Origin of the sequence: Pinirhizobacter sp. (genome assembly GCF_035317885.1) — a bacterium.
Lineage (GTDB): Bacteria > Pseudomonadota > Gammaproteobacteria > Xanthomonadales > Rhodanobacteraceae > Pinirhizobacter.
This window is the reverse complement of record NZ_DATHFX010000246.1, coordinates 1-17,872: the sequence shown is the minus strand read 5'-3', so window position 1 is coordinate 17,872 and position 17,872 is coordinate 1. Positions and strand designations below refer to the sequence as shown.

Sequence of the window (17,872 nt, the reverse complement as noted above, 5' to 3'; positions counted from 1 at the left end):
CCGGGCCGTGATCCAGCCCGGCGGGTCGATGCGCGACAAGGAAGTGATCGCGGCCGCCGACGAGCACGGCATGGCGATGGTGTTTACCTCGATCCGCCACTTTCGTCATTGACCGGCCGCCGCGCGTAGCGGCGCGCCAATACGGCGCATACCATCAACTGGATCTGGTGAAACAACATCACCGGCAGCACGATGCTGCCCAGTGGATGCCCGGCGAAGATCACCTTGGCCATCGGCACGCCGCTGGCCAGGCTCTTCTTCGAGCCGCAGAACACGATGGTGATCTCGTCCTCGCGGCTGAAGCGAAGTGCGCGGGCGCCGTATCGGGTGATCAGCAGGGCCAGGGCCAGGATCACCGCATCGACGACCAGCAGCCCCGCCAGCACCGGCGCGGGCATCTGCTTCCATAGGCCTTGCAGCACCGCCGCGCTAAAAGCGGTGTACACCACCAGCAGGATCGAGCCGCGGTCGACGAAATCCAGCCACGTCTTGTACTTCTGTACCCAGCCGCCGATCCAGCGCTGGGCCACCTGGCCTGCGACGAAGGGCAGCAACAACTGCAGCACGATGGCCCCCACGGCATCGATCGAAAGGCCGCCATGACCGGACGTGCTGATCACCAGGCCCACCAGCAACGGCGTTACCAGGATACCGATCAGGCTCGATGCCGAAGCCGAAACGATGGCCGCCGGCACGTTGCCCCGGGCGATCGAGGTAAAGGCGATGGACGATTGCACGGTCGATGGCAGCGTGCACAGGAACAGCACGCCCAGGTAGAGCTCTGGCGTCACCAGCGGCGCCAGCAATGGCTTCAGTGCCAGGCCCAACAGCGGGATCACCACGAAGGTGCTGGCTAGTACCGCCGCATGCAGCCGCCAGTGGCGCGCGCCCTCCACCACCGCCTGGCGCGGCAGCTTGGCCCCGTGCAGGAAGAACAGCAGGGCAATGGCAAGGTCGGTGATCCAGTCAAACACCGTCGCCCCGATGCCCCGGCAAGGCACCAGGCTGGCAATGACCACCGTCAGGACAAGGGCGGATGTGAATCCGTCAGGAAGAAAGCGGCGAATATCCATCGCTGTATTGGACCTTGGCGCAGGCTGCAACGCAATGCGTGCGACCGGGCGCGCAAATACTTGCCAGCATGCTCACACGCGCTAGAACTGCGCCGGTACACACTTGCACACCCTACCCCGCTGCGAGGCTGGTACATGCCATACGAGCTCTACTACTGGACGGGCATCCAGGGCCGCGGCGAATTCGTGCGCCTGGCGCTGGAAGACGCCAGGGCCGACTACATCGACGTGGCCCGTGAAGAAGGCGATGAGATCATGACCGCGTGGCTTGAGGGCAAGCACGAGGGCGCCGTGCCCTTTGCGCCGCCGTTCCTCAAGAGCGGGCGGCTGGTGATCGCCCAGGTGGCCAACATCCTGCAGTACCTGGGGCCACGCCTGGACCTTGTGCCCGATAGCGAATCGCGGCGGCTGCAGGCCCACCAGATCGAACTGACCATCACCGACCTGGTGGCCGAGGCCCACGACAGCCACCATCCGGCGGGAACGGGGCTTTACTACGAAGACCAGAAACCGGAAGCGAAACGGCGCGCTACGGAATTTCGCACCGAGCGCATGCCCAAGTACCTGGGTTACCTGGAGCACTGCATCGAGCGCGGTGGCGGCCGCCACGCGCTACGCGAGCACTCCTACGTGGACCTTTCGATGTTCCAGGTGGTGGCGGGGCTCAACTACGCGTATCCGAAAGCCATGGCCAGGCTCGGCAGGAAACTGCCGCTGCTCACCGCCGTGCATGACCGCGTGGCACAACGGCCCCATATCGCGGCGTATCTCGCATCACCGCGGCGGCTGGCCTTCAACACCAACGGCGTCTTTCGCCATTATCCCGAACTGGACGGCTAAAACCCTACTGCGATTTTTGCTCGTCCACCGTCTTGGGCGCCGCGCCCCATTCGTACACCTTGTAGTACACCGGTGCCACCGGGCCGAGCTTGGGATCACGCTCGAGCTTGCCGCTCTCATCGGCCAGGATCTCGCGCGGTGGCCCATGCTTGGGCGTGATGCGGATCATGGTGATGCGGCCGCCCTCGCGGTATTCCTCGACCGTGTCCTCGCCTTCGGTGCGCACGGTGACCTGCGGCGGCGGGTTGCCGTTGGCGTCGGTGCCGTTGTCGTGCATGGCGGGAAGGTCGATGGCCGGGCGGTTCTTTTCCGGCGGCGGATTGGCCACCGGCGTTGCGCCCTTGTCATGAATGCCCGGCGGGGGCGGGGCGGGCTTGAGGTTGAGATCCTGGGCGTGGAGGGTGCCCGCGGCGATCAGGACCAGGCCGGCGAGGAGCGGGATGTTCGGTTTCATGACGAAGTCTCCATGCAGGCGCCGAGCATAGCAGCGCCGTTACCCCCCGCGGCGTGAACGGGCCCCGGAAAGCGCGCGCAAGCCATGAGAGAATCCGGCGATGGCCAAGCTCATCCTGATCGACGGGTCCTCGTACCTTTACCGCGCCTTCCACGCGCTGCCGCCGCTGACCAACGCCCTGGGCGAGCCCACCGGCGCGCTGTTCGGGGTGGTGAACATGCTGCGCGCCACGCTGAAAGCCGCCCCGGAGTACCTCGCCTTCGTGGCCGACGCCTCCGGCCCGACCTTCCGCGAGGAAATGTACCCGCAGTACAAGGCCAACCGGCCCTCGATGCCCGACGACCTCCGGTCCCAGGTCGAACCCATGCTGCGCATCGTCGGCGCGCTGGGATTTCCGATCCTGCGCGTGACCGGGGTTGAAGCGGACGACGTGATCGGCACGCTGGCCGTGCAGGCACGCGAGAAGGGCATCGACGTGGTGATATCCACCGGCGACAAGGATTTCGCCCAGCTGGTGGACGATCGCATCACCCTGGTCAACACCATGACCAACTCCACCATGGACGTGGACGGCGTATTCGCCAAGTTTGGCGTGCGACCCGACCAGATCGTCGATTTCCTCACCCTCACCGGTGACAGCGTCGACAATGTTCCGGGCGTAGAGAAATGCGGCCCGAAAACAGCCGCCAAATGGCTCGCCGAGTACGGCACTCTCGAGGCCCTCATCGCCGCGGCCGACAGGGTCGGCGGCAAGATCGGCGAGAACCTGCGCACGGCGTTGCCCCGGCTGCCACTGTCGAAGGACCTGGTCACCATTCGTATCAACACGCCGCTGGAAGTGGGCCCGACCGACCTGCACCAGCGCGAGCCCGACAACGAAGCCCTGCTGGAGCTCTACCGTCGCTACGACTTCAAAGCCGCCCTGAAGGAACTGGAAGCCAGTGGTGCCGCACCGGCGGCAGCCACGGCGCCAGCGCAAGCACCGGCGGTGGGACCAGCCGCGTTGATCGAAGCATTCTCCGCCCCCGGCGAATACGAACTGGTCACCACCCGCGAAGCCCTCGACGCATGGCTGCCTCGCCTGCGCGAGGCACGCGTGTTGGCCTTCGATACCGAGACCACCAGCATCGATCCGATGCGCGCGCAGATCGTCGGCGTGTCGTTTGCCGTGGAAGCGGGCAAGGCGGCCTACGTTCCGGTGGCCCACGATTATCCCGGTGCACCGACGCAGCTCGCACGCGAAGAGGTTTTGGGCGCACTCAAGCCCATCTTCGAGGACGCTTCCATCGCCAAGCTCGGCCAGCACGCCAAGTACGACATCAACGTGCTCTCCACGCACGGCATCGACGTGCGCGGCGTGGCCTTCGATTCGATGCTCGAAAGCTATGTGTTCAACGCCACCGTCACCCGCCACGACATGGATTCGCTGGCCACGCGGTATCTAGGCTATACGACCATCAAATATGAAGAAGTCGCAGGCAAGGGTGCCAAGTCGATTCCCTTCGGCCAGGTCGACCTCGACACGGCCACGCGCTACGCCGCGGAAGATGCCGACGTCACCCTGCGCCTGCACCAGGCGCTGTATCCGCAACTGCAGGCCGAGCCGCGCCTGCTGAAGGTCTACGAAGAGATCGAAATACCTCTGGTGCCAATCCTTGCGAAGATGGAACAGCGCGGCGTGCTGATCGACATCGACGAACTGCGCCGCCAGAGCCAGCAACTGGGCAAGCGCATGGTGGAACTGCAAAAGCAGGCCTACGCCAGCGCCGGCCACGAGTTCAACCTGGATTCGCCCAAGCAGCTGCAAGCCGTGTTGTTCGACGAACTGGGCCTGCCGGTGCGGGTGAAAACACCCACCGGCCAGCCATCGACCAACGAAGAAGCGCTCGAAGCCATCGCCGACGCGCACGAGCTACCACGCGTGCTGCTGGAATACCGCGGCCTGGCAAAACTGCGCTCCACCTATACCGACAAGCTCGCCGGCATCGTCAACGAACGCACCGGCCGCGTGCATACCAGCTATCACCAGGCCGTGGCCGCCACCGGGCGCCTGTCGTCGTCGGATCCGAACCTGCAGAACATCCCCATCCGCACGGAGGAGGGCCGCCGCATCCGCCGGGCGTTCATTGCGCCGCCGGGCTGGAAGATCATGGCGGCGGACTATTCGCAGATCGAGTTGCGCATCATGGCGCACCTGTCTGGCGATGAAGGCCTGTTGCGTGCGTTGAGCAACGGTGGCGACGTGCACCGTGCCACCGCCGCCGAGGTGTTCGGCATCCCGCCTGAAGAGATCACCGCCAACCAGCGCAGTGCGGCCAAGGCGATCAATTTCGGCCTGATGTATGGCATGAGCGCCTTCGGCCTGGCGCGCCAGCTGAGCATCGACCGCGGCGAGGCGTCCGATTACATGGCTCGCTACTTCGCCCGGTACCCCGGCGTGCGGGATTTCATGGAAGCCACCCGCAGCCAGGCGCATCGCGACGGTTACGTGGAGACCCTGTTCGGCCGCCGGCTCTACCTGGAAGAACTGGCCTCGCGGAACCAGGCACGCCGGGCCGGCGCCGAGCGCGCGGCGGTGAACGCCCCGATGCAGGGCACCGCCGCCGATATCATCAAGCGGGCGATGATCGCCGTCGCAGCGTGGATTGAGACGCGCGACGACGTATGCATGCTGATGCAGGTTCACGATGAACTGGTCTTCGAAGTGCGCGAAGACGCCGTGGACGCGGTTCGCGAGGGAGTGATCCAATGCATGTCCGGGGCAGCCGAGCTCGCCGTGCCGCTGATCGTGGACGTCGGCGTGGGCGCCAACTGGCACGAGGCGCACTAACTGTCTGTTTTTCGCCGGGTTTCCAAACCCTGAAAATTAGCTGACTATTTTTTCGCCAATCCCGCGAACTTTATCCCGCGACCCGCATCTAATCTTCCGGAACACACGCAACGGTGTTCCGAAGGTGATCTCTCCTCCCTGAGTGAACCGACGGCTGCGAACCTCTCCCCTGGGTTTCGCTGCCACCCCAGCCCCGAAGGTCCCCCCCTGGCCTTCGGGGCTTTTTTTTGCGTGTCGTTTGGACCGGGCCAATGCGCTATCGTTCGCGCACTTTTCACCACCTGAGCAAAGGCAACCCCATGTCCCTTTCCATGTACCAGGCGTCCGTGCCGGTGTTCGTGCGCGGCCTGTCCAACCTGAAGCACGTTTTGCAGAAAGGCCAGGCCCACGCGAAGGCCAAGAACGTCCCTGATGAAGTGATGCTGCAGACGCGGCTGATCGCCGACATGCTGCCGCTGGCCAAGCAGGTGCAGATAGCCACCGACGCTGCCAAGGGCTGCGTGGCACGTCTGGCCGGCGTCGAGCCGATCGCCGTGCCCGACGTGGAAGTGACCTTCGACGAACTCCAGGCCCGCCTCGACAAGGTGATCGACTACGTCAAGTCGTTCCAGGCCAGCCAGATTGACGGCAGCGAAGACCGCGCGATCGTGCTGAAGATGCGCAGCGGCGAACTCAACTTCACCGGCCAGGAGTATCTCCTCGGCTTCGCCCTGCCCAACATGTTCTTCCACATCACCACCACCTACGCGATCCTGCGCGAGGCTGGCGCGGAACTGGGCAAGAACGACTACCTGGGCAACCGCTAAGCGTCATCCCGTCAGCGCCGTCGAGGCACTCGACGGCGCTGATGGTCAGGAGGGTGTGGGACAATGGCCGGCCCATGCTCCTCGACGACACCAAAGCCACCATTCGCGCCGACTACGGGCGTCTTAAGGAAGGTCTGCCCGGCTTCCGAGGGCGGCCGGCGCAGCTGAGGATGATCGCCGAGGTGGCCAAGGCGTTGGCCGAGCCCGCCGGCGCCGCGGTGATTGAAGCGCCCACCGGCACCGGCAAATCGATGGCCTACCTGATCGCCGGGCTGGAAGTGGCGCGGGCGACGAAGAAGAAACTTCTGATCGCCACCGCCACCGTGGCGTTGCAGGAGCAGCTGGTCCAGCGCGATATTCCGCAGTTCCTGAAGCTCTGCGGCGTGGAAGCCAAGGTTGCCCTGGCCAAGGGCCGCCAGCGTTACCTGTGCGTGCGCAACCTGCGCATGGCCGCCACCGAAACGGCGCAGGGCGGCCTGGATTTCGACGCCGAGCTCGCGCTGTGGGCCAAGCCACCGCAGCCACGCGATACCCAGGCCGTGGGCAAGCTCACCGAGGCTTTCACCAGCGGCGAGTGGAACGGCGACATGGACACCAGTCCGGAGGCCGTGTCGGACCTCGTGCGCGGCATGCTTACCACCAGCGCTGGCGGCTGCACCGGACGCAAGTGCGGTGCCTTTTCCGTTTGCCCCTTTTTCCTGGCCCGCCGCGCCGTGGGAGAGGCGGAGATCGTGGTGGCCAACCAGGACCTGGTACTGGCCGACCTCACCATGCCGCGCGACGAAGACACCTTCGGCGGCGTGATCCTGCCTAAGCCTGAAGAAACGCTCTACATCTTCGACGAAGCGCACCACGTGCCGGCCAAGGCCATCGATCGCGGCGCGGCCGATGTACACCTGTCGGTCGCCATGCGCCGGCTCGGCCGCATGCAGAACCAGATCCATGCTGCCTATTCGCTCACCGACAAGGAAAGCATCGGCAATCTCACCCTCGAGAGGGGTGAGGAAAAGATCGCCGAACTCAGCGCCTCGCTGGAAGACATCGAGCGCGAGATCCGCATGAACTGGATGCCCTCGCCCGGCGAGGCAGAGCCGATGTACCGCGCATCCCTCGGTCGGTTGCCGGAGAACTGGGTGGTGCACGCGACCGCGCTGCGCATGGTCACGGGCGACGTCCAGAAGTGGGTGCGCAGCGTGCGCCGCGCCGTCGTGGAGATGGAAGCCGGCGGCCCCACCCAGGAAGCGATCTCCCGCGAGCTGGGAGTGGCTCTGGAGCGCCTGGATCGGCAGGTACGCACCTGGTATGCGTGGTCGAGCGAAGATCGCGAAAACGCACCGCCGCTGGCGCGCTGGGTGACGTTGACCGCCGACCAGCAGATCGTCTGCCACGCCTCGGCCGTATCGGCAGGCGGCCTGCTGCGCAACGTGCTGTGGGACAACGCAGCGGCGGTGGTGATGACGTCGGCGACGCTCAGCGTGGGCGGCCAGTTCCGCGGTTTCGCCGATGCAGTTGGCCTGCCCGATGGCGCGGTGACGCTGAGCCTGCCCTCGCCCTTTGACCTCGCCAACCAGGCCACGCTGGAAGTGCCCGCCTTCAAGGCCATGCCTGATGACCGTGAAGGCCACGCGCGCGAAGTGGCCGCCTGGCTGGGCGCGAACCTCGATTGGGACGCCGGCAACCTGGTGCTGTTCACCTCGCGCGCCAAGCTCGACCGCGTGTTGCAGGTGTTGCCCATCGAATACGTGCGCAAGGTTCGTGCGCAAGGCTCGTTGTCCAAGGCGCAGCTGATCACCGAGCACCGCGAAGACATCGAAGCCGGCAAGGGCAGCACCTTGTTTGGCCTAGCCTCGTTCGGAGAGGGACTGGACCTTCCGGGCAAGCTTTGTGAAACCGTGGTGGTGACACAGCTTCCCTTTGCCGTACCCACGGACCCCGTCGGCGCGACGTACGCCGAGTGGCTGGAGTCGCGCGGCCGCAACCCGTTCATTGAAGTGAGCGTGCCCGATGCCACGCGGCTCTTGATCCAGTATTGCGGCCGCCTGATCCGTACCGAAACCGATACCGGCCGGATCGTGCTGCTGGACCGCCGGGTGGTCACCAAGCGTTATGGCGAACAGATGCTGCGCGCACTGCCACCGTTTGCGCGTGCGATCGAGCGTGCCGCATGAGTGTGGAAAAACCCGATGCGCCGTCGGTCGCACGCAACCGCGATGCGATCCTGGATGCGCTTGGCGAGGCGTTTGCGCACACAAGGTCGGTGCTTGAAGTAGGCAGCGGCACTGGGCAGCACGCGGTGTTTTTTGCCCAGGCCCTGCCCCATCTTTCGTGGCAAACCTCAGACCGCGAGGAAAACCTCGATGGAATAAGTGCGTGGCTCGACGACGCGGGCCTTCCGAATACGCCGCCCGCATTGACTTTCGACGTCAATGGTTCCTGGCCAACGACCGCTTACGACGGGGTATTTACCGCCAATACGCTGCACATCATGTCGTTCGAAGAAGTGCAGGCGTTCTTCACCGGGCTGCCTGGCATCACGGCGCCTGGCGCTACGCTTGTGGTCTACGGACCATTCAACTACGGCGGCCAGTTCACCAGCCCGAGCAACGCCGAGTTCAACGACTGGCTGCAGGCGCGCGGCACCCACATGGCGATCCGTGACTTCGAAGCGGTGGATGCATTAGCTGCCAAGGCGGGATTTGAACTGGTCGACGACCACGCCATGCCGGCCAACAATCGATGCATCATCTGGCGGCGGACGTCGTAGGAAGTGCAGCTTCATCCGTCCTGTTGATCGTCCTCGGGCGGCCATTGCCGTGAGACGTGAACAAGGGAAAGTATGCGCACGATATCCGACTTGATCTCGTAGACCAGGCGGTAGTTGGCGTGTGGCACCAGTTCTCGAGTACCCCTGACGATCCCTCGTGGCCCCGACCTTGGGAACATGGCCAACTGTTCGGATGAGTCCTTGAATCGCTCGTCCATGCGCACAGCCGCGCCCACGTCCTCTGCTGCAATGTATGTCCATATGCGCCGGCGATCCTCTTCGGCCGCCGGCATCCATTCAACCTTCATTTTTTGGTTAGGGCCTCCGCGCGCCGGGCGGCGAACTCGGCTTCAACTACGTCACTGGGGCGGCCGCGCCCACCGCGAGCCTGGCTCCGGGCAATCTCGACCTTCCTGTGTAGGAATTCCTCATACTCACGCGCCTCGCGTTGCCTGGCGATGTACTCGCGCATCAGCTCGCGAACGACCTGCGCGGCAGGGCGATGAGCCGCCTCGGTTGCTGCCATGAAGGCTTCGCGCAAGTCCGTTTCAAGCTTCATGAAAAAGGTCGCTTCTTTCGTCATGGGCTCAAGCTCAAGAAAAGATATAATACGTATATACCTTATATATCCATCAAACCCTCGCCGCAAGGCCTCGCGAGCCGCTATCTTTGACGACTCACAAGATCAGTTTCGGACAACGCGCCATGAGCCCTTGCCCCTGCGGAAGAGCCGACTATGCCGCCTGCTGCGGCCGCTATCACGCCGGGCTTGGGGCGCCGGATGCCGAATCGCTGATGCGGTCACGCTACAGCGCGTTCGTTCTCGGATTGCCCGACTACCTGCTGGCGACCTGGCATCCGTCCACGCGACCGTCGGCGCTTGACCTGGATCCGGGCCTCCGCTGGCTGGGCCTGGATATCAAGAAGTCCACTGGTGCCGGCGATGCCGGCCACGCCACGGTGGCATTCGTCGCGCGCTCGCGCCACGGAGGTGGCCCCGCCCATCGCCAGCACGAGCTCAGTCGCTTCGTGCGTGAGGATGGGCGGTGGTTCTACCTCGACGGCGACGTGCGCTGACCCGTCACTTCGTGCGAAAGGCGTTTTCCAGCATCTGGCGATCAAAGCCGATCCCCGGCGCCTCGCCGTTGGAATAGCGGTATAGCGCCGCCGAGTAGATGCCATGCAGCGCCGCCTGCACCAGGCCCAGCAGCACCATGGCGATCACCAGCACGACGACCGCGGCGACGATCAGCGTGACGGAACCTGTGAAGGCGGCGCCGACGATCAGGCCCGCGCCGCACAGCATGACCAGGAACGTACCCAGGCCGAACACCACGCCAAGGCCGACGTTGCCGATCAGGTTCTCGCCCCAGGTTCCGCGCAACAACTGCACGCTGCGCTTGAGCGCCTTGAATGGGCCAAGCCCTTCATGCGCCAGCACCGGCACCACCAGGAAGGTCGCCACCGTCCAACCTAAGCCAAGGAAGCCGGCGATGATGCGGCCGATGAAACCCAGGCGCTGCTGCAGTGCGCGCAGGAACACGCCCACCGTGGCTGCAATCAATGCGTAGCCCAGGATCGTGCCGATACGCGACCAGGCAATGCGGAAGCCATCGGCCACCGTGGGATTGCCGCCATCAAGGCGGATCATTGCCGCACCGATCAGCGCGGTGTTGAAGAAGATGATGATGGTGTACTGCACGAGGTAGAACGCACCCATGAGCACGTACTGGATGGGCTCCATGCGCCGATGGTCGAACTGCTCGCCATGCATGCTGCCGAAGATGATCGGCAGCGCGAAACTCGCTATCACCACCAGTGAGGCCATCGCCGAGAACAACGGGAACACCATCAATTCCTTGTCCGAGCGCAATACCGATGCACTCGCCTTCATCAAGGCCCAGCTGCGTGCGAACTTCCCCATGGCGCGATGTCCTTCCCCGGTTGGCTGTCGGCATTTTGTAGCAGAGGCTAGGGGCCTGGAACAGTGCAGGGGGTCATTAAAGCCTGACGACCTCGAGTTCGCCGTTATCCTGGGCGCGTGCCTGCATGAGGGACAGCGTCATGCCCGTCAGCGGATGCACCACCGCGCCGGCAATGTCGGCCAGCGGCCGCAATACGAAGGCGTGGCGAAGTTCATCGCGGGGAATCTGCAGGTGCCCGGGCCCATCGAGCACGAGGTCGTCGTAAAGCACGATATCGATGTCCAGCGTGCGGCTGGAGAACCGCGGCACGTCGCGGCGGCGGCCATGGCGATCCTCGATGGCGTGCAATGCATCGTTCAGCGCGATCGGATCCAGGTCGGTGGTCAGGCCCACGGCCAGGTTGATGAAGGCCGGCCCCTCGAAGCCCACTGCCTTGCTGCGATAAGCAGGCGACACCACCATGTCGCCGAACATCAAGCGCAGTTCCGACAAGGCTGCCCGCAGGTGATGTTCCGGTTCCACGTTGGAGCCGAGGCTTAGCCACGCCGTCGCCATGCGCGCTAAGCCGGCCGCTTGCCGCGCTCGATCACCACGCCGACCGACTTGGCGCCACGCACGGCGCCGGGCTTGGCGCATTTCAGACGCACCCAGGCCACGCCAAATTCCCGCATGACGATTTCCGCGCAACGCTCGGCCAGGGTCTCCACCAAGCCAAACGACGATTCACCCACGAACGACTGCAGGCGCTTGGAGATGGCCTTGTAGTCGAGCGTGTCGGCAATGTCGTCGCTGGCCGCCGGCTTGCGGTTGTCGAATGCCATCTCGACGTCGAACGCCAGCGGCTGGCGGATCTTGCGCTCCCAGTCATAGATGCCGATGACGGCATCGATGCGGAGGTCTTCGATGAATACGATGTCCATCGGTGGATTCTAGCCAATCACAATGCGATCAGGCCGCGGTAAGGGTTTCCAGGCTCCAACGCGGCTGCACCACCAGGGTCTCGTCGTGCTGCCCGGCCGCCAGGCGGATCGCGCCCGCCAGCGCGATCATCGCGCCGTTGTCAGTGCAGAACTCAAGGCGGGGGAAGTACACCCTGAAACCATCGGCGGCGCCGGCCTCGGCCAACTGGGTGCGAAGGCGGCGATTGGCGCCGACACCGCCGGCGATCACCAGGCGCCCTGCCCCGGTGGCGGCCAGCGCGCGGCGGCATTTGATGGCGAGCGTATCCACGATGGCTTCCTCGAACCCCCGGGCGATGTCGGCCCTGGCCTGGTCGCTGCCGTCGGATGCCTTCCAGGCCATCAGCACCTGGGTCTTGAGCCCCGAGAAACTGAAGTCGAAGCCGGGGCGGTCAGTCATCGGCCGGGTGAACCTGTACGCGCCCGACCGGCCCTGTTCGGCCAGCTTCGCCAGCGCCGGGCCGCCGGGGTACGGCAGGCCCATCATCTTGGCCGTCTTGTCGAAGGCTTCGCCGGCAGCGTCGTCCAGGGTATCGCCCAGGATCCGGTAACGCCCGATGCCCTGGACCTCGACCAGCATGGAGTGCCCGCCCGATACCAGCAGGGCCACGAACGGAGGCTCGGGCGGATCGTCTTCCAGCAAGGGAGCCAGGAGATGACCTTCCATGTGGTGGACACCGATGGCCGGGACGCCCAGCGCCCAGGCCATGGCCCGGCCCGCCGCCCCGCCCACCAAAAGAGCACCGACCAGGCCGGGACCCGCCGTATAGGCCACCCCGCCCAGGTCCGACACGCCCAGGCCTGCATCGGCCAAGGCCTTGCGTACCAAGGGTAAAAGCTTCCGGACATGGTCCCGGCTGGCCAGTTCCGGCACCACGCCGCCGTATTCGGCATGTAGCCGGACCTGGCTGAATAGCTCATGGGAAAGGAGCCCCCGGCCCGGGTTTCCCCGGTCCCAGCGCAGCAGGGCGACACCTGTCTCGTCGCAGGAGGTCTCGATACCCAGTACAGGCTTTGAAATCTGCAGAATGCTCACGCTATAATTCACGGCTCGCCCGATCAACCGGGCCAGTTTACCCAAGTGGAGTTTCCATGCCGTCCGTTAAAGTCCGCGAGAACGAGCCGTTCGAGCTTGCCCTGCGTCGTTTCAAGCGTACCTGTGAAAAGGCTGGCGTGCTGGCCGAGACCCGCAAGCGCGAGTTCTACGAAAAGCCCACCCAGGAACGCAAGCGTAAGCGCGCTGCCGCAGTCAAGCGCCACCTGCGCCGCCTGTCGCGTGACGTTTCCCGCAAGACCCGCATGTACTGAGTGTCCTGCCTGCCCGCCTTCACTGGCATAGCGGCAGGCAACCGGCAGGCGCGTCCAACCCGCAGCCGCCACCTCGCTTACGCATGTAACGGACCGGCGCCACCCCCTGGGAGGCGCCGGTTTTCGTGTTCGAAGTCAAATAAGGAGTTCCCGTGAGCCTGAAGCAGCAACTGACCGAAGACATGAAGAACGCCATGCGTGGCGGCGAGAAAGACAAACTCGGCGTCATCCGCCTGATGCTGGCCGCCGTGAAGCAGCGCGAGGTGGACGAGCGCATCGAGCTGGACGACACCCAGGTGCTGGTCACGCTTGAAAAAATGATGAAGCAGCGGCGCGATTCGGTGACCCAGTTCGAAGCCGCCAGCCGCGAGGATCTTGCCAAGATCGAGCGCTACGAGATGGGCATCATCGAAGCCTACCTTCCGGCCAAGCTCGACGAGGCCGGCATCGAGGCCCTGGTGCGCCAGGCCGTGGCCGAAACTGGCGCCACCAGCATGAAGGACATGGGCAAGGTGGTGGGTTGGGTCAAGGACAAGGCCGCCGGCACGGCCGACATGGCCGTGGTGTCCCAGAAGGTGAAAGCTGCCCTGGCATAAGCTGCCGCGTTTCACGCCTCCCGCACGATCTGGCACGCAAGATCACCGCCACATAGAACAGCGGAGTCCTGCCATGCTCAAGTGGGCCATCATCTTCGGCATCGTGTCCCTGATCACCGGCGCCCTCGGCTTTACCGGTGTTTCGGGCGTCGCCGGGACCATCGCCAAGGTCCTGTTCGCGATCTTCCTGATCTTCTTCATCATCGCCATCCTGGCCGTGATGGGTATCTTCCACCTGGCGTTCTAGCGGGACAACCCCGGGCCGCGCTGGCCGCTACAATGCGCCATGCGCGGTCGCATCCCCGATACCTTCATCGACGAACTGCTTGCCCGTGTCGACATCGTCGACACGATCGAGCGGCGCGTGCCGCTGAAAAAAGCCGGGCGCGAATGGACCGCCTGCTGCCCCTTCCACAACGAGCGCTCGCCCTCGTTCTACGTGAGCCCGCAGAAGCAGTTCTACCATTGCTTCGGCTGCGGCGTGCACGGCAGCGCGATCAAATTCCTGATGGAATACGAACGCCTGGAGTTCGTCGACGCGGTGGAGGAACTGGCCCAGTCGGTGGGCCTGAAAGTGCCTCACGAAGATGGCCGCGACGACACACCGCGCGAGGACAAGACCGACCTCTACGCCCTGCTCGACGGCGCGGCGCACTTCTACGAAGAGCAACTGCCCAAGAACGCCGAGGCGAAGGAATACGTCAAGCGCCGCGGCCTGGATGCCCAGACCATCAAGGCCTTCCGCATCGGCTGGGCGCCGGCCGGGTTCGATGGCGTGATCAAGGCGCTGGGTAATTCCGAGAACCGCCTCAAGCTCTTGAATGAAGCGGGCATGGTGGCCGCGAACGAGCGCGGCAACCGCTACGACCGCTTCCGCGAACGGGTGATGTTCCCGATCCTCGATCGCCGCGGGCGCGTGATTGCCTTCGGCGGACGCGTACTCACCGGTGACCAGGGTCCGAAATACCTCAACTCACCGGAGACCCCCCTCTTCCACAAGGGAAAAGAGCTCTTCGCGTTGTGGCAGGTAAAGCAGGCCAACAAAACCATCGAGCGCATCGTGGTGGTCGAAGGCTATATGGACGTCATCGCCCTGCACCAGGCGGGGCTGCCGATTGCGGTAGCCACGCTGGGCACGGCCACCACGCCCGACCACGCGGAAGTATTGTTCCGCGCCACGCCCGACGTGGTGTTCTGTTTCGATGGTGACCGCGCCGGCAAGCAAGCGGCGTGGCGTGCGCTTGAATCGGTGCTGCCGCGCATGCGCGATGGACGCCAGGCGTTCTTCCTGTTCCTTCCCGATGGCGAAGACCCCGATACGCTGGTGCGCAAGGAAGGCAAGGAAGGCTTCGAAAAGCGCATGCACAAGGCCACGCCGCTTTCGGAATATTTCTTTGCCGAACTGGGCCGTGACGTGGAGCTGGGCAGCCTTGACGGCCGGGCCCGCCTGGCCGAACGCGCCCGGCCATTGATCGCCCGATTGCCCGATGGCGCCTTCCGCGACCTCATGGGCGCGGAGCTCGAGCGACGCACGGGAGCGAAGGCAACCTTCCAGCCCGAAGCCCACTCCCGCCAGCCGCACCAGCGCAACGCACCGGTGCAGCGAAGCCTGGTGCGCACAGCCATCACTCTGTTGATTGCGCAACCTGGCCTGGCCGACCTCGTCGAACGACCTTATGGTTTCCTGGCGCTGGACAAGCCCGGCGTGGGCCTGCTGGCCGAGCTGATCGACCTTGCCCGTTCGCGCCCAGGGATCAATCCGGCCACCCTGGTGGAGCAATTCGCAGACCGCGAGGAACACGCATCGCTCGACAAGCTGTCCCGGGCGGATATGGTTGGCGAGCCGGAGATGCAGAAGGTGGAATTCCTGCACGCCCTGGAGCGGATGAAGCACCAGGCCGTGGTGCAACGCAAAACGCTCCTTCAGGAGAAATCGCGTTCGATGGGCCTGGATAATTCCGAAAAAGCCGAGCTTCGAGAACTGTTTACGATACGCCCGCCCCAATCGTTCACGGACGAATGACGCCTGCCCCCCTTCCATGGGATCATCCAAGGCCGCACAGGAACCGTGGGCCCTGATGGACCTGCTCGAGCGCCTCATCGACATTTTCGGCCAGAACGGATACCTGGCCGTCTTCATCGCCCTGATGCTTTGTGGCGCGGGAATTCCCCTGCCCGAAGACATCACCCTGGTCGCCGGCGGCGTGATCACCGGATTGGGCTACGGCAACGTGCACACCATGTTCATGGTGTCGATGGTGGGCGTGTTGCTGGGCGACTCCACCATGTTCCTGCTGGGACGCAAGTACGGCACGCGCGTGTTGAAAGTGCGCTTCGTCGCGCGCCTGTTAACACCCGAGCGTTATGCGAAGGTGCAGGAAAAATTCGCCCGCTACGGCAACCGCATGTTGTTCTTCGCGCGCTTCCTGCCCGGCATGCGCACGGCGGTATACATCTCCGCCGGTGCCACCCACCGCGTGTCGTTCTGGCGCTTTTTCCTGCTCGACGGCTGCGCCGCGCTGATCAGCGTGCCGATCTGGGTGTACCTGGGCTACTTCGGTGCCAACAACCACCAGTGGCTGGCGATGTGGATACGTCGCGGCCAGACGGGGTTGTGGGTTGCGTTGGTCGTGGCGCTGCTGTTGCTGTTCTGGTATCTGCGCCGCCGTCGCCAATGCACGGAGTCGGGGACGGAGTAAAACCCCGACTCCGACTCCATCACGGCTAGGCCCTGGCCAGTTGCGCCATGCGATCACACAGCAGGGTCATCATGTCCCAACCCGCCTCGAGCGCCTGCTCCAGTTCAGGCATAAGCGCCGCCGGCGCACGCCGCAGCAGGTCGATGCCATAGGCAGCATGGTCGCCATCATCTTCCGCATGCTCGCGGAAGTAAGGCATGTCGTCGAACACCGTGGACGCCTGCTTGAAGAAGATCTCCCCGCTCGCCTCCAGTACCAGGTGCATCAGCAAGGTACGCTCGTAGTCCGAACCCACCATCATGGCGTGCTTGAACCAGTGCATCGCCGCCTGCAGGATCGAATCGGTGCAGGCGGCGTGGGCGCCGCCGCGTTGCTGGCGCAGGTTGTCGTTGTGGCCCAGCTCCTCGGCCAGGTGCGCCACCGCCACGCGCTGCTGGTCGTGATCGACCGTAAGCGCGGCGCGCAGGTGCAAGAGGCGCTGGAAGAAATCCGACCATGTCTGCAGGCAATGGAGCAGGCGTCCGCGCACCGCGGCGTCAAGTGGATCCGGATCATTGACCAGGCTCACCAGTTCGCCGCGTGAAAAAGCGGCGATACGTACTTCGTTGCGCGCCAGCAGGTGCTCCACCCCCGACTCTCGTGTGGTCACTTGTACTTTCGTCTGCATGAGTCTTTGGCTCCTTGCCGTGCGTCAATGCCGCGGCGATGGCCGCGACGGGCGCACACGATGCTGGTGGCAGAGGGGGTAGGTCAAGGCTTGTTCGGGGACAAAAACGCGATATAGATGAAATAGTTACGGTTTGTATCGCCGCGCAATCCTGCCCGTAATCCGCTACCCGGTAAAAGGATAGGCTTAAGTTTCCCCGGGACCTGCCGATAAGCCAGGCGAGACCACCACACAGGAGCGACCCATGAGCGGACACCATTGCCATCGTTGTGGGTCGTCGTTGCATCCGGGGGCGATGAAGTGCTCGGGGTGCATGGCTGGGGTGGTGTATGGCGCGACTGCCAACGAGTTGCGACGTGCGGCCAAGATAGGGGCCGGCGCAGTGCTCGCCGTGTGGTGTTATGTGGTGGCGTATTCGTTGCCGGCGATGCTCGTGGGCCTGGCCGCGGTCGTGGTTGCCGGGTCCATTCTTCGGATGACTGCCAGTCGTGCACGTGCCCACCTGGTGCGCACGTTTGCCGTGCCTGATCGTCCCTAAGGCTTTCGCGGTTCGACAGCCGGCATCTTGAAGAGGTCGGGGGAAATCTCGCCCGTGTCGACGGACGTGACTGTCCATTTCATCGGCCGTCCCGACATATCCTTGCCGTCGTAACCCAGCAGCAGTCCGGACTCTTCGTCGATCCACATCGTGCCGCTGTCCGCGCCATCAGGTCCGCTATGGCCAGCGTCCAGGAAGCGCCAGCGCGTAGCGGCACGACCAGCCACGGTACCTTTCTCGCCTTTTGTGCAGCTGCCGCTGAATTCCGCGCAGGGCCTGTCGACATTGAACCGGTACTGTCGCGCCGATGGGCCATTGCCCAGCGGCATGACCACGCGCGCTTTCTCATTCACCAGCCAGCTCGCGTGGGCCTTGCCATCACGCAGGATGTAGTCGGTCTCGCCGCCATCCTG

The 17,872-nt window shown here is 64.4% G+C and carries 21 protein-coding genes and 1 pseudogene; 12 read left to right on the top strand and 10 right to left on the bottom strand.

What is annotated here, in order from left to right; genetic code table 11:
* Positions 1 to 83: 83 nt before the first annotated feature.
* The gene (locus tag VK519_RS08060) at positions 84 to 1,073 is read right to left on the bottom strand and encodes a bile acid:sodium symporter family protein (protein WP_324348854.1); all 990 of its coding nucleotides are present in this window, start codon (positions 1,071 to 1,073) and stop codon (positions 84 to 86) included.
* A 135-nt stretch (positions 1,074 to 1,208) separates the two neighbouring features.
* Here VK519_RS08060 and VK519_RS08055 point away from each other — a divergent pair, with 135 nt between their 5' ends.
* Positions 1,209 to 1,913: a glutathione S-transferase gene (locus VK519_RS08055; protein WP_324348852.1), complete on the top strand. Its 705-nt coding sequence runs from the start codon at positions 1,209 to 1,211 to the stop codon at positions 1,911 to 1,913.
* Between the two features lie 4 nt (positions 1,914 to 1,917).
* On the opposite strand, the gene VK519_RS08050 is transcribed toward VK519_RS08055, so the two are convergent.
* Complete coding sequence (locus VK519_RS08050) at positions 1,918 to 2,367, bottom strand: DUF2782 domain-containing protein (RefSeq protein WP_324348850.1); 450 nt, start codon at positions 2,365 to 2,367, stop codon at positions 1,918 to 1,920.
* A 100-nt stretch (positions 2,368 to 2,467) separates the two neighbouring features.
* On the opposite strand from VK519_RS08050, the gene polA reads away from it, so the two are divergent.
* From polA to VK519_RS08030, 4 genes are all read left to right on the top strand, one after another.
* On the top strand, positions 2,468 to 5,197 hold the full coding sequence (gene polA / locus VK519_RS08045; protein ID WP_324348848.1) for a DNA polymerase I: 2,730 nt from the start codon (positions 2,468 to 2,470) through the stop codon (positions 5,195 to 5,197).
* Positions 5,198 to 5,496: 299 nt separating this feature from the next.
* Positions 5,497 to 6,003 carry a DUF1993 domain-containing protein gene (locus VK519_RS08040; RefSeq protein WP_324348846.1) on the top strand — a complete coding sequence of 169 codons (507 nt, stop codon included), beginning with the start codon at positions 5,497 to 5,499 and terminating at the stop codon, positions 6,001 to 6,003.
* Positions 6,004 to 6,077: 74 nt separating this feature from the next.
* Positions 6,078 to 8,171, top strand: coding sequence for an ATP-dependent DNA helicase DinG (dinG, locus tag VK519_RS08035; RefSeq protein WP_324348845.1), 2,094 nt, complete (start codon positions 6,078 to 6,080; stop codon positions 8,169 to 8,171).
* Complete coding sequence (locus tag VK519_RS08030) at positions 8,168 to 8,767, top strand: DUF938 domain-containing protein (protein WP_324348843.1); 600 nt, start codon at positions 8,168 to 8,170, stop codon at positions 8,765 to 8,767. The genes dinG and VK519_RS08030 overlap by 4 nt, the downstream gene beginning before the upstream one ends.
* A gap of 11 nt (positions 8,768 to 8,778) precedes the next feature.
* Here the strand turns inward: VK519_RS08030 and VK519_RS08025 are convergent, their stop codons facing one another.
* A complete protein-coding gene (locus VK519_RS08025; RefSeq protein WP_324348841.1) occupies positions 8,779 to 9,060 on the bottom strand; it encodes a type II toxin-antitoxin system RelE/ParE family toxin in 282 nt (93 codons plus the stop codon).
* 11 nt (positions 9,061 to 9,071) lie between these two features.
* A complete protein-coding gene (locus VK519_RS08020) occupies positions 9,072 to 9,350 on the bottom strand; it encodes an antitoxin of toxin-antitoxin stability system (RefSeq protein ID WP_524538983.1) in 279 nt (92 codons plus the stop codon).
* A gap of 122 nt (positions 9,351 to 9,472) precedes the next feature.
* Here VK519_RS08020 and VK519_RS08015 point away from each other — a divergent pair, with 122 nt between their 5' ends.
* Positions 9,473 to 9,844, top strand: coding sequence for a YchJ family protein (locus tag VK519_RS08015; RefSeq protein WP_324348839.1), 372 nt, complete (start codon positions 9,473 to 9,475; stop codon positions 9,842 to 9,844).
* 4 nt (positions 9,845 to 9,848) lie between these two features.
* Here VK519_RS08015 and VK519_RS08010 read toward each other — a convergent pair whose 3' ends face one another.
* From VK519_RS08010 to tsaD, 4 genes are all read right to left on the bottom strand, one after another.
* Positions 9,849 to 10,691 carry a DUF6159 family protein gene (locus tag VK519_RS08010; protein WP_324348837.1) on the bottom strand — a complete coding sequence of 281 codons (843 nt, stop codon included), beginning with the start codon at positions 10,689 to 10,691 and terminating at the stop codon, positions 9,849 to 9,851.
* Positions 10,692 to 10,767: 76 nt separating this feature from the next.
* The gene (folK, locus tag VK519_RS08005; protein WP_324348835.1) at positions 10,768 to 11,247 is read right to left on the bottom strand and encodes a 2-amino-4-hydroxy-6-hydroxymethyldihydropteridine diphosphokinase; all 480 of its coding nucleotides are present in this window, start codon (positions 11,245 to 11,247) and stop codon (positions 10,768 to 10,770) included.
* 5 nt (positions 11,248 to 11,252) lie between these two features.
* Complete coding sequence (gene folB, locus VK519_RS08000; protein WP_324348833.1) at positions 11,253 to 11,612, bottom strand: dihydroneopterin aldolase; 360 nt, start codon at positions 11,610 to 11,612, stop codon at positions 11,253 to 11,255.
* 28 nt (positions 11,613 to 11,640) lie between these two features.
* Complete coding sequence (gene tsaD / locus VK519_RS07995) at positions 11,641 to 12,687, bottom strand: tRNA (adenosine(37)-N6)-threonylcarbamoyltransferase complex transferase subunit TsaD (RefSeq protein WP_324348831.1); 1,047 nt, start codon at positions 12,685 to 12,687, stop codon at positions 11,641 to 11,643.
* A gap of 56 nt (positions 12,688 to 12,743) precedes the next feature.
* Between tsaD and rpsU the strand changes: the two genes are divergently transcribed.
* The 5 genes from rpsU (at position 12,744) to VK519_RS07970 (ending at position 16,254) form a co-directional block, all read left to right on the top strand.
* Positions 12,744 to 12,959: a 30S ribosomal protein S21 gene (gene rpsU, locus VK519_RS07990; RefSeq protein WP_055999514.1), complete on the top strand. Its 216-nt coding sequence runs from the start codon at positions 12,744 to 12,746 to the stop codon at positions 12,957 to 12,959.
* A gap of 152 nt (positions 12,960 to 13,111) precedes the next feature.
* Entirely contained in the window at positions 13,112 to 13,555 is a 444-nt protein-coding gene (locus VK519_RS07985; protein WP_324348824.1) for a GatB/YqeY domain-containing protein, read from the top strand.
* Between the two features lie 73 nt (positions 13,556 to 13,628).
* Entirely contained in the window at positions 13,629 to 13,802 is a 174-nt protein-coding gene (locus tag VK519_RS07980; protein ID WP_324348822.1) for a DUF1328 domain-containing protein, read from the top strand.
* A 39-nt stretch (positions 13,803 to 13,841) separates the two neighbouring features.
* On the top strand, positions 13,842 to 15,578 hold the full coding sequence (gene dnaG / locus VK519_RS07975; protein ID WP_324348820.1) for a DNA primase: 1,737 nt from the start codon (positions 13,842 to 13,844) through the stop codon (positions 15,576 to 15,578).
* A 55-nt stretch (positions 15,579 to 15,633) separates the two neighbouring features.
* A complete protein-coding gene (locus VK519_RS07970; RefSeq protein ID WP_324348818.1) occupies positions 15,634 to 16,254 on the top strand; it encodes a DedA family protein in 621 nt (206 codons plus the stop codon).
* 25 nt (positions 16,255 to 16,279) lie between these two features.
* Here VK519_RS07970 and VK519_RS07965 read toward each other — a convergent pair whose 3' ends face one another.
* Positions 16,280 to 16,921, bottom strand: coding sequence for a hypothetical protein (locus VK519_RS07965; RefSeq protein ID WP_324348816.1), 642 nt, complete (start codon positions 16,919 to 16,921; stop codon positions 16,280 to 16,282).
* Positions 16,922 to 17,165: 244 nt separating this feature from the next.
* Here VK519_RS07965 and VK519_RS07960 point away from each other — a divergent pair, with 244 nt between their 5' ends.
* Entirely contained in the window at positions 17,166 to 17,459 is a 294-nt protein-coding gene (locus VK519_RS07960; RefSeq protein WP_324348814.1) for a hypothetical protein, read from the top strand.
* Here the strand turns inward: VK519_RS07960 and VK519_RS07955 are convergent.
* Positions 17,456 to 17,872 (bottom strand): annotated as a pseudogene (locus VK519_RS07955) (hypothetical protein); the annotation flags it as partial. The gene VK519_RS07960 and the pseudogene VK519_RS07955 sit on opposite strands and share 4 nt — an antisense overlap.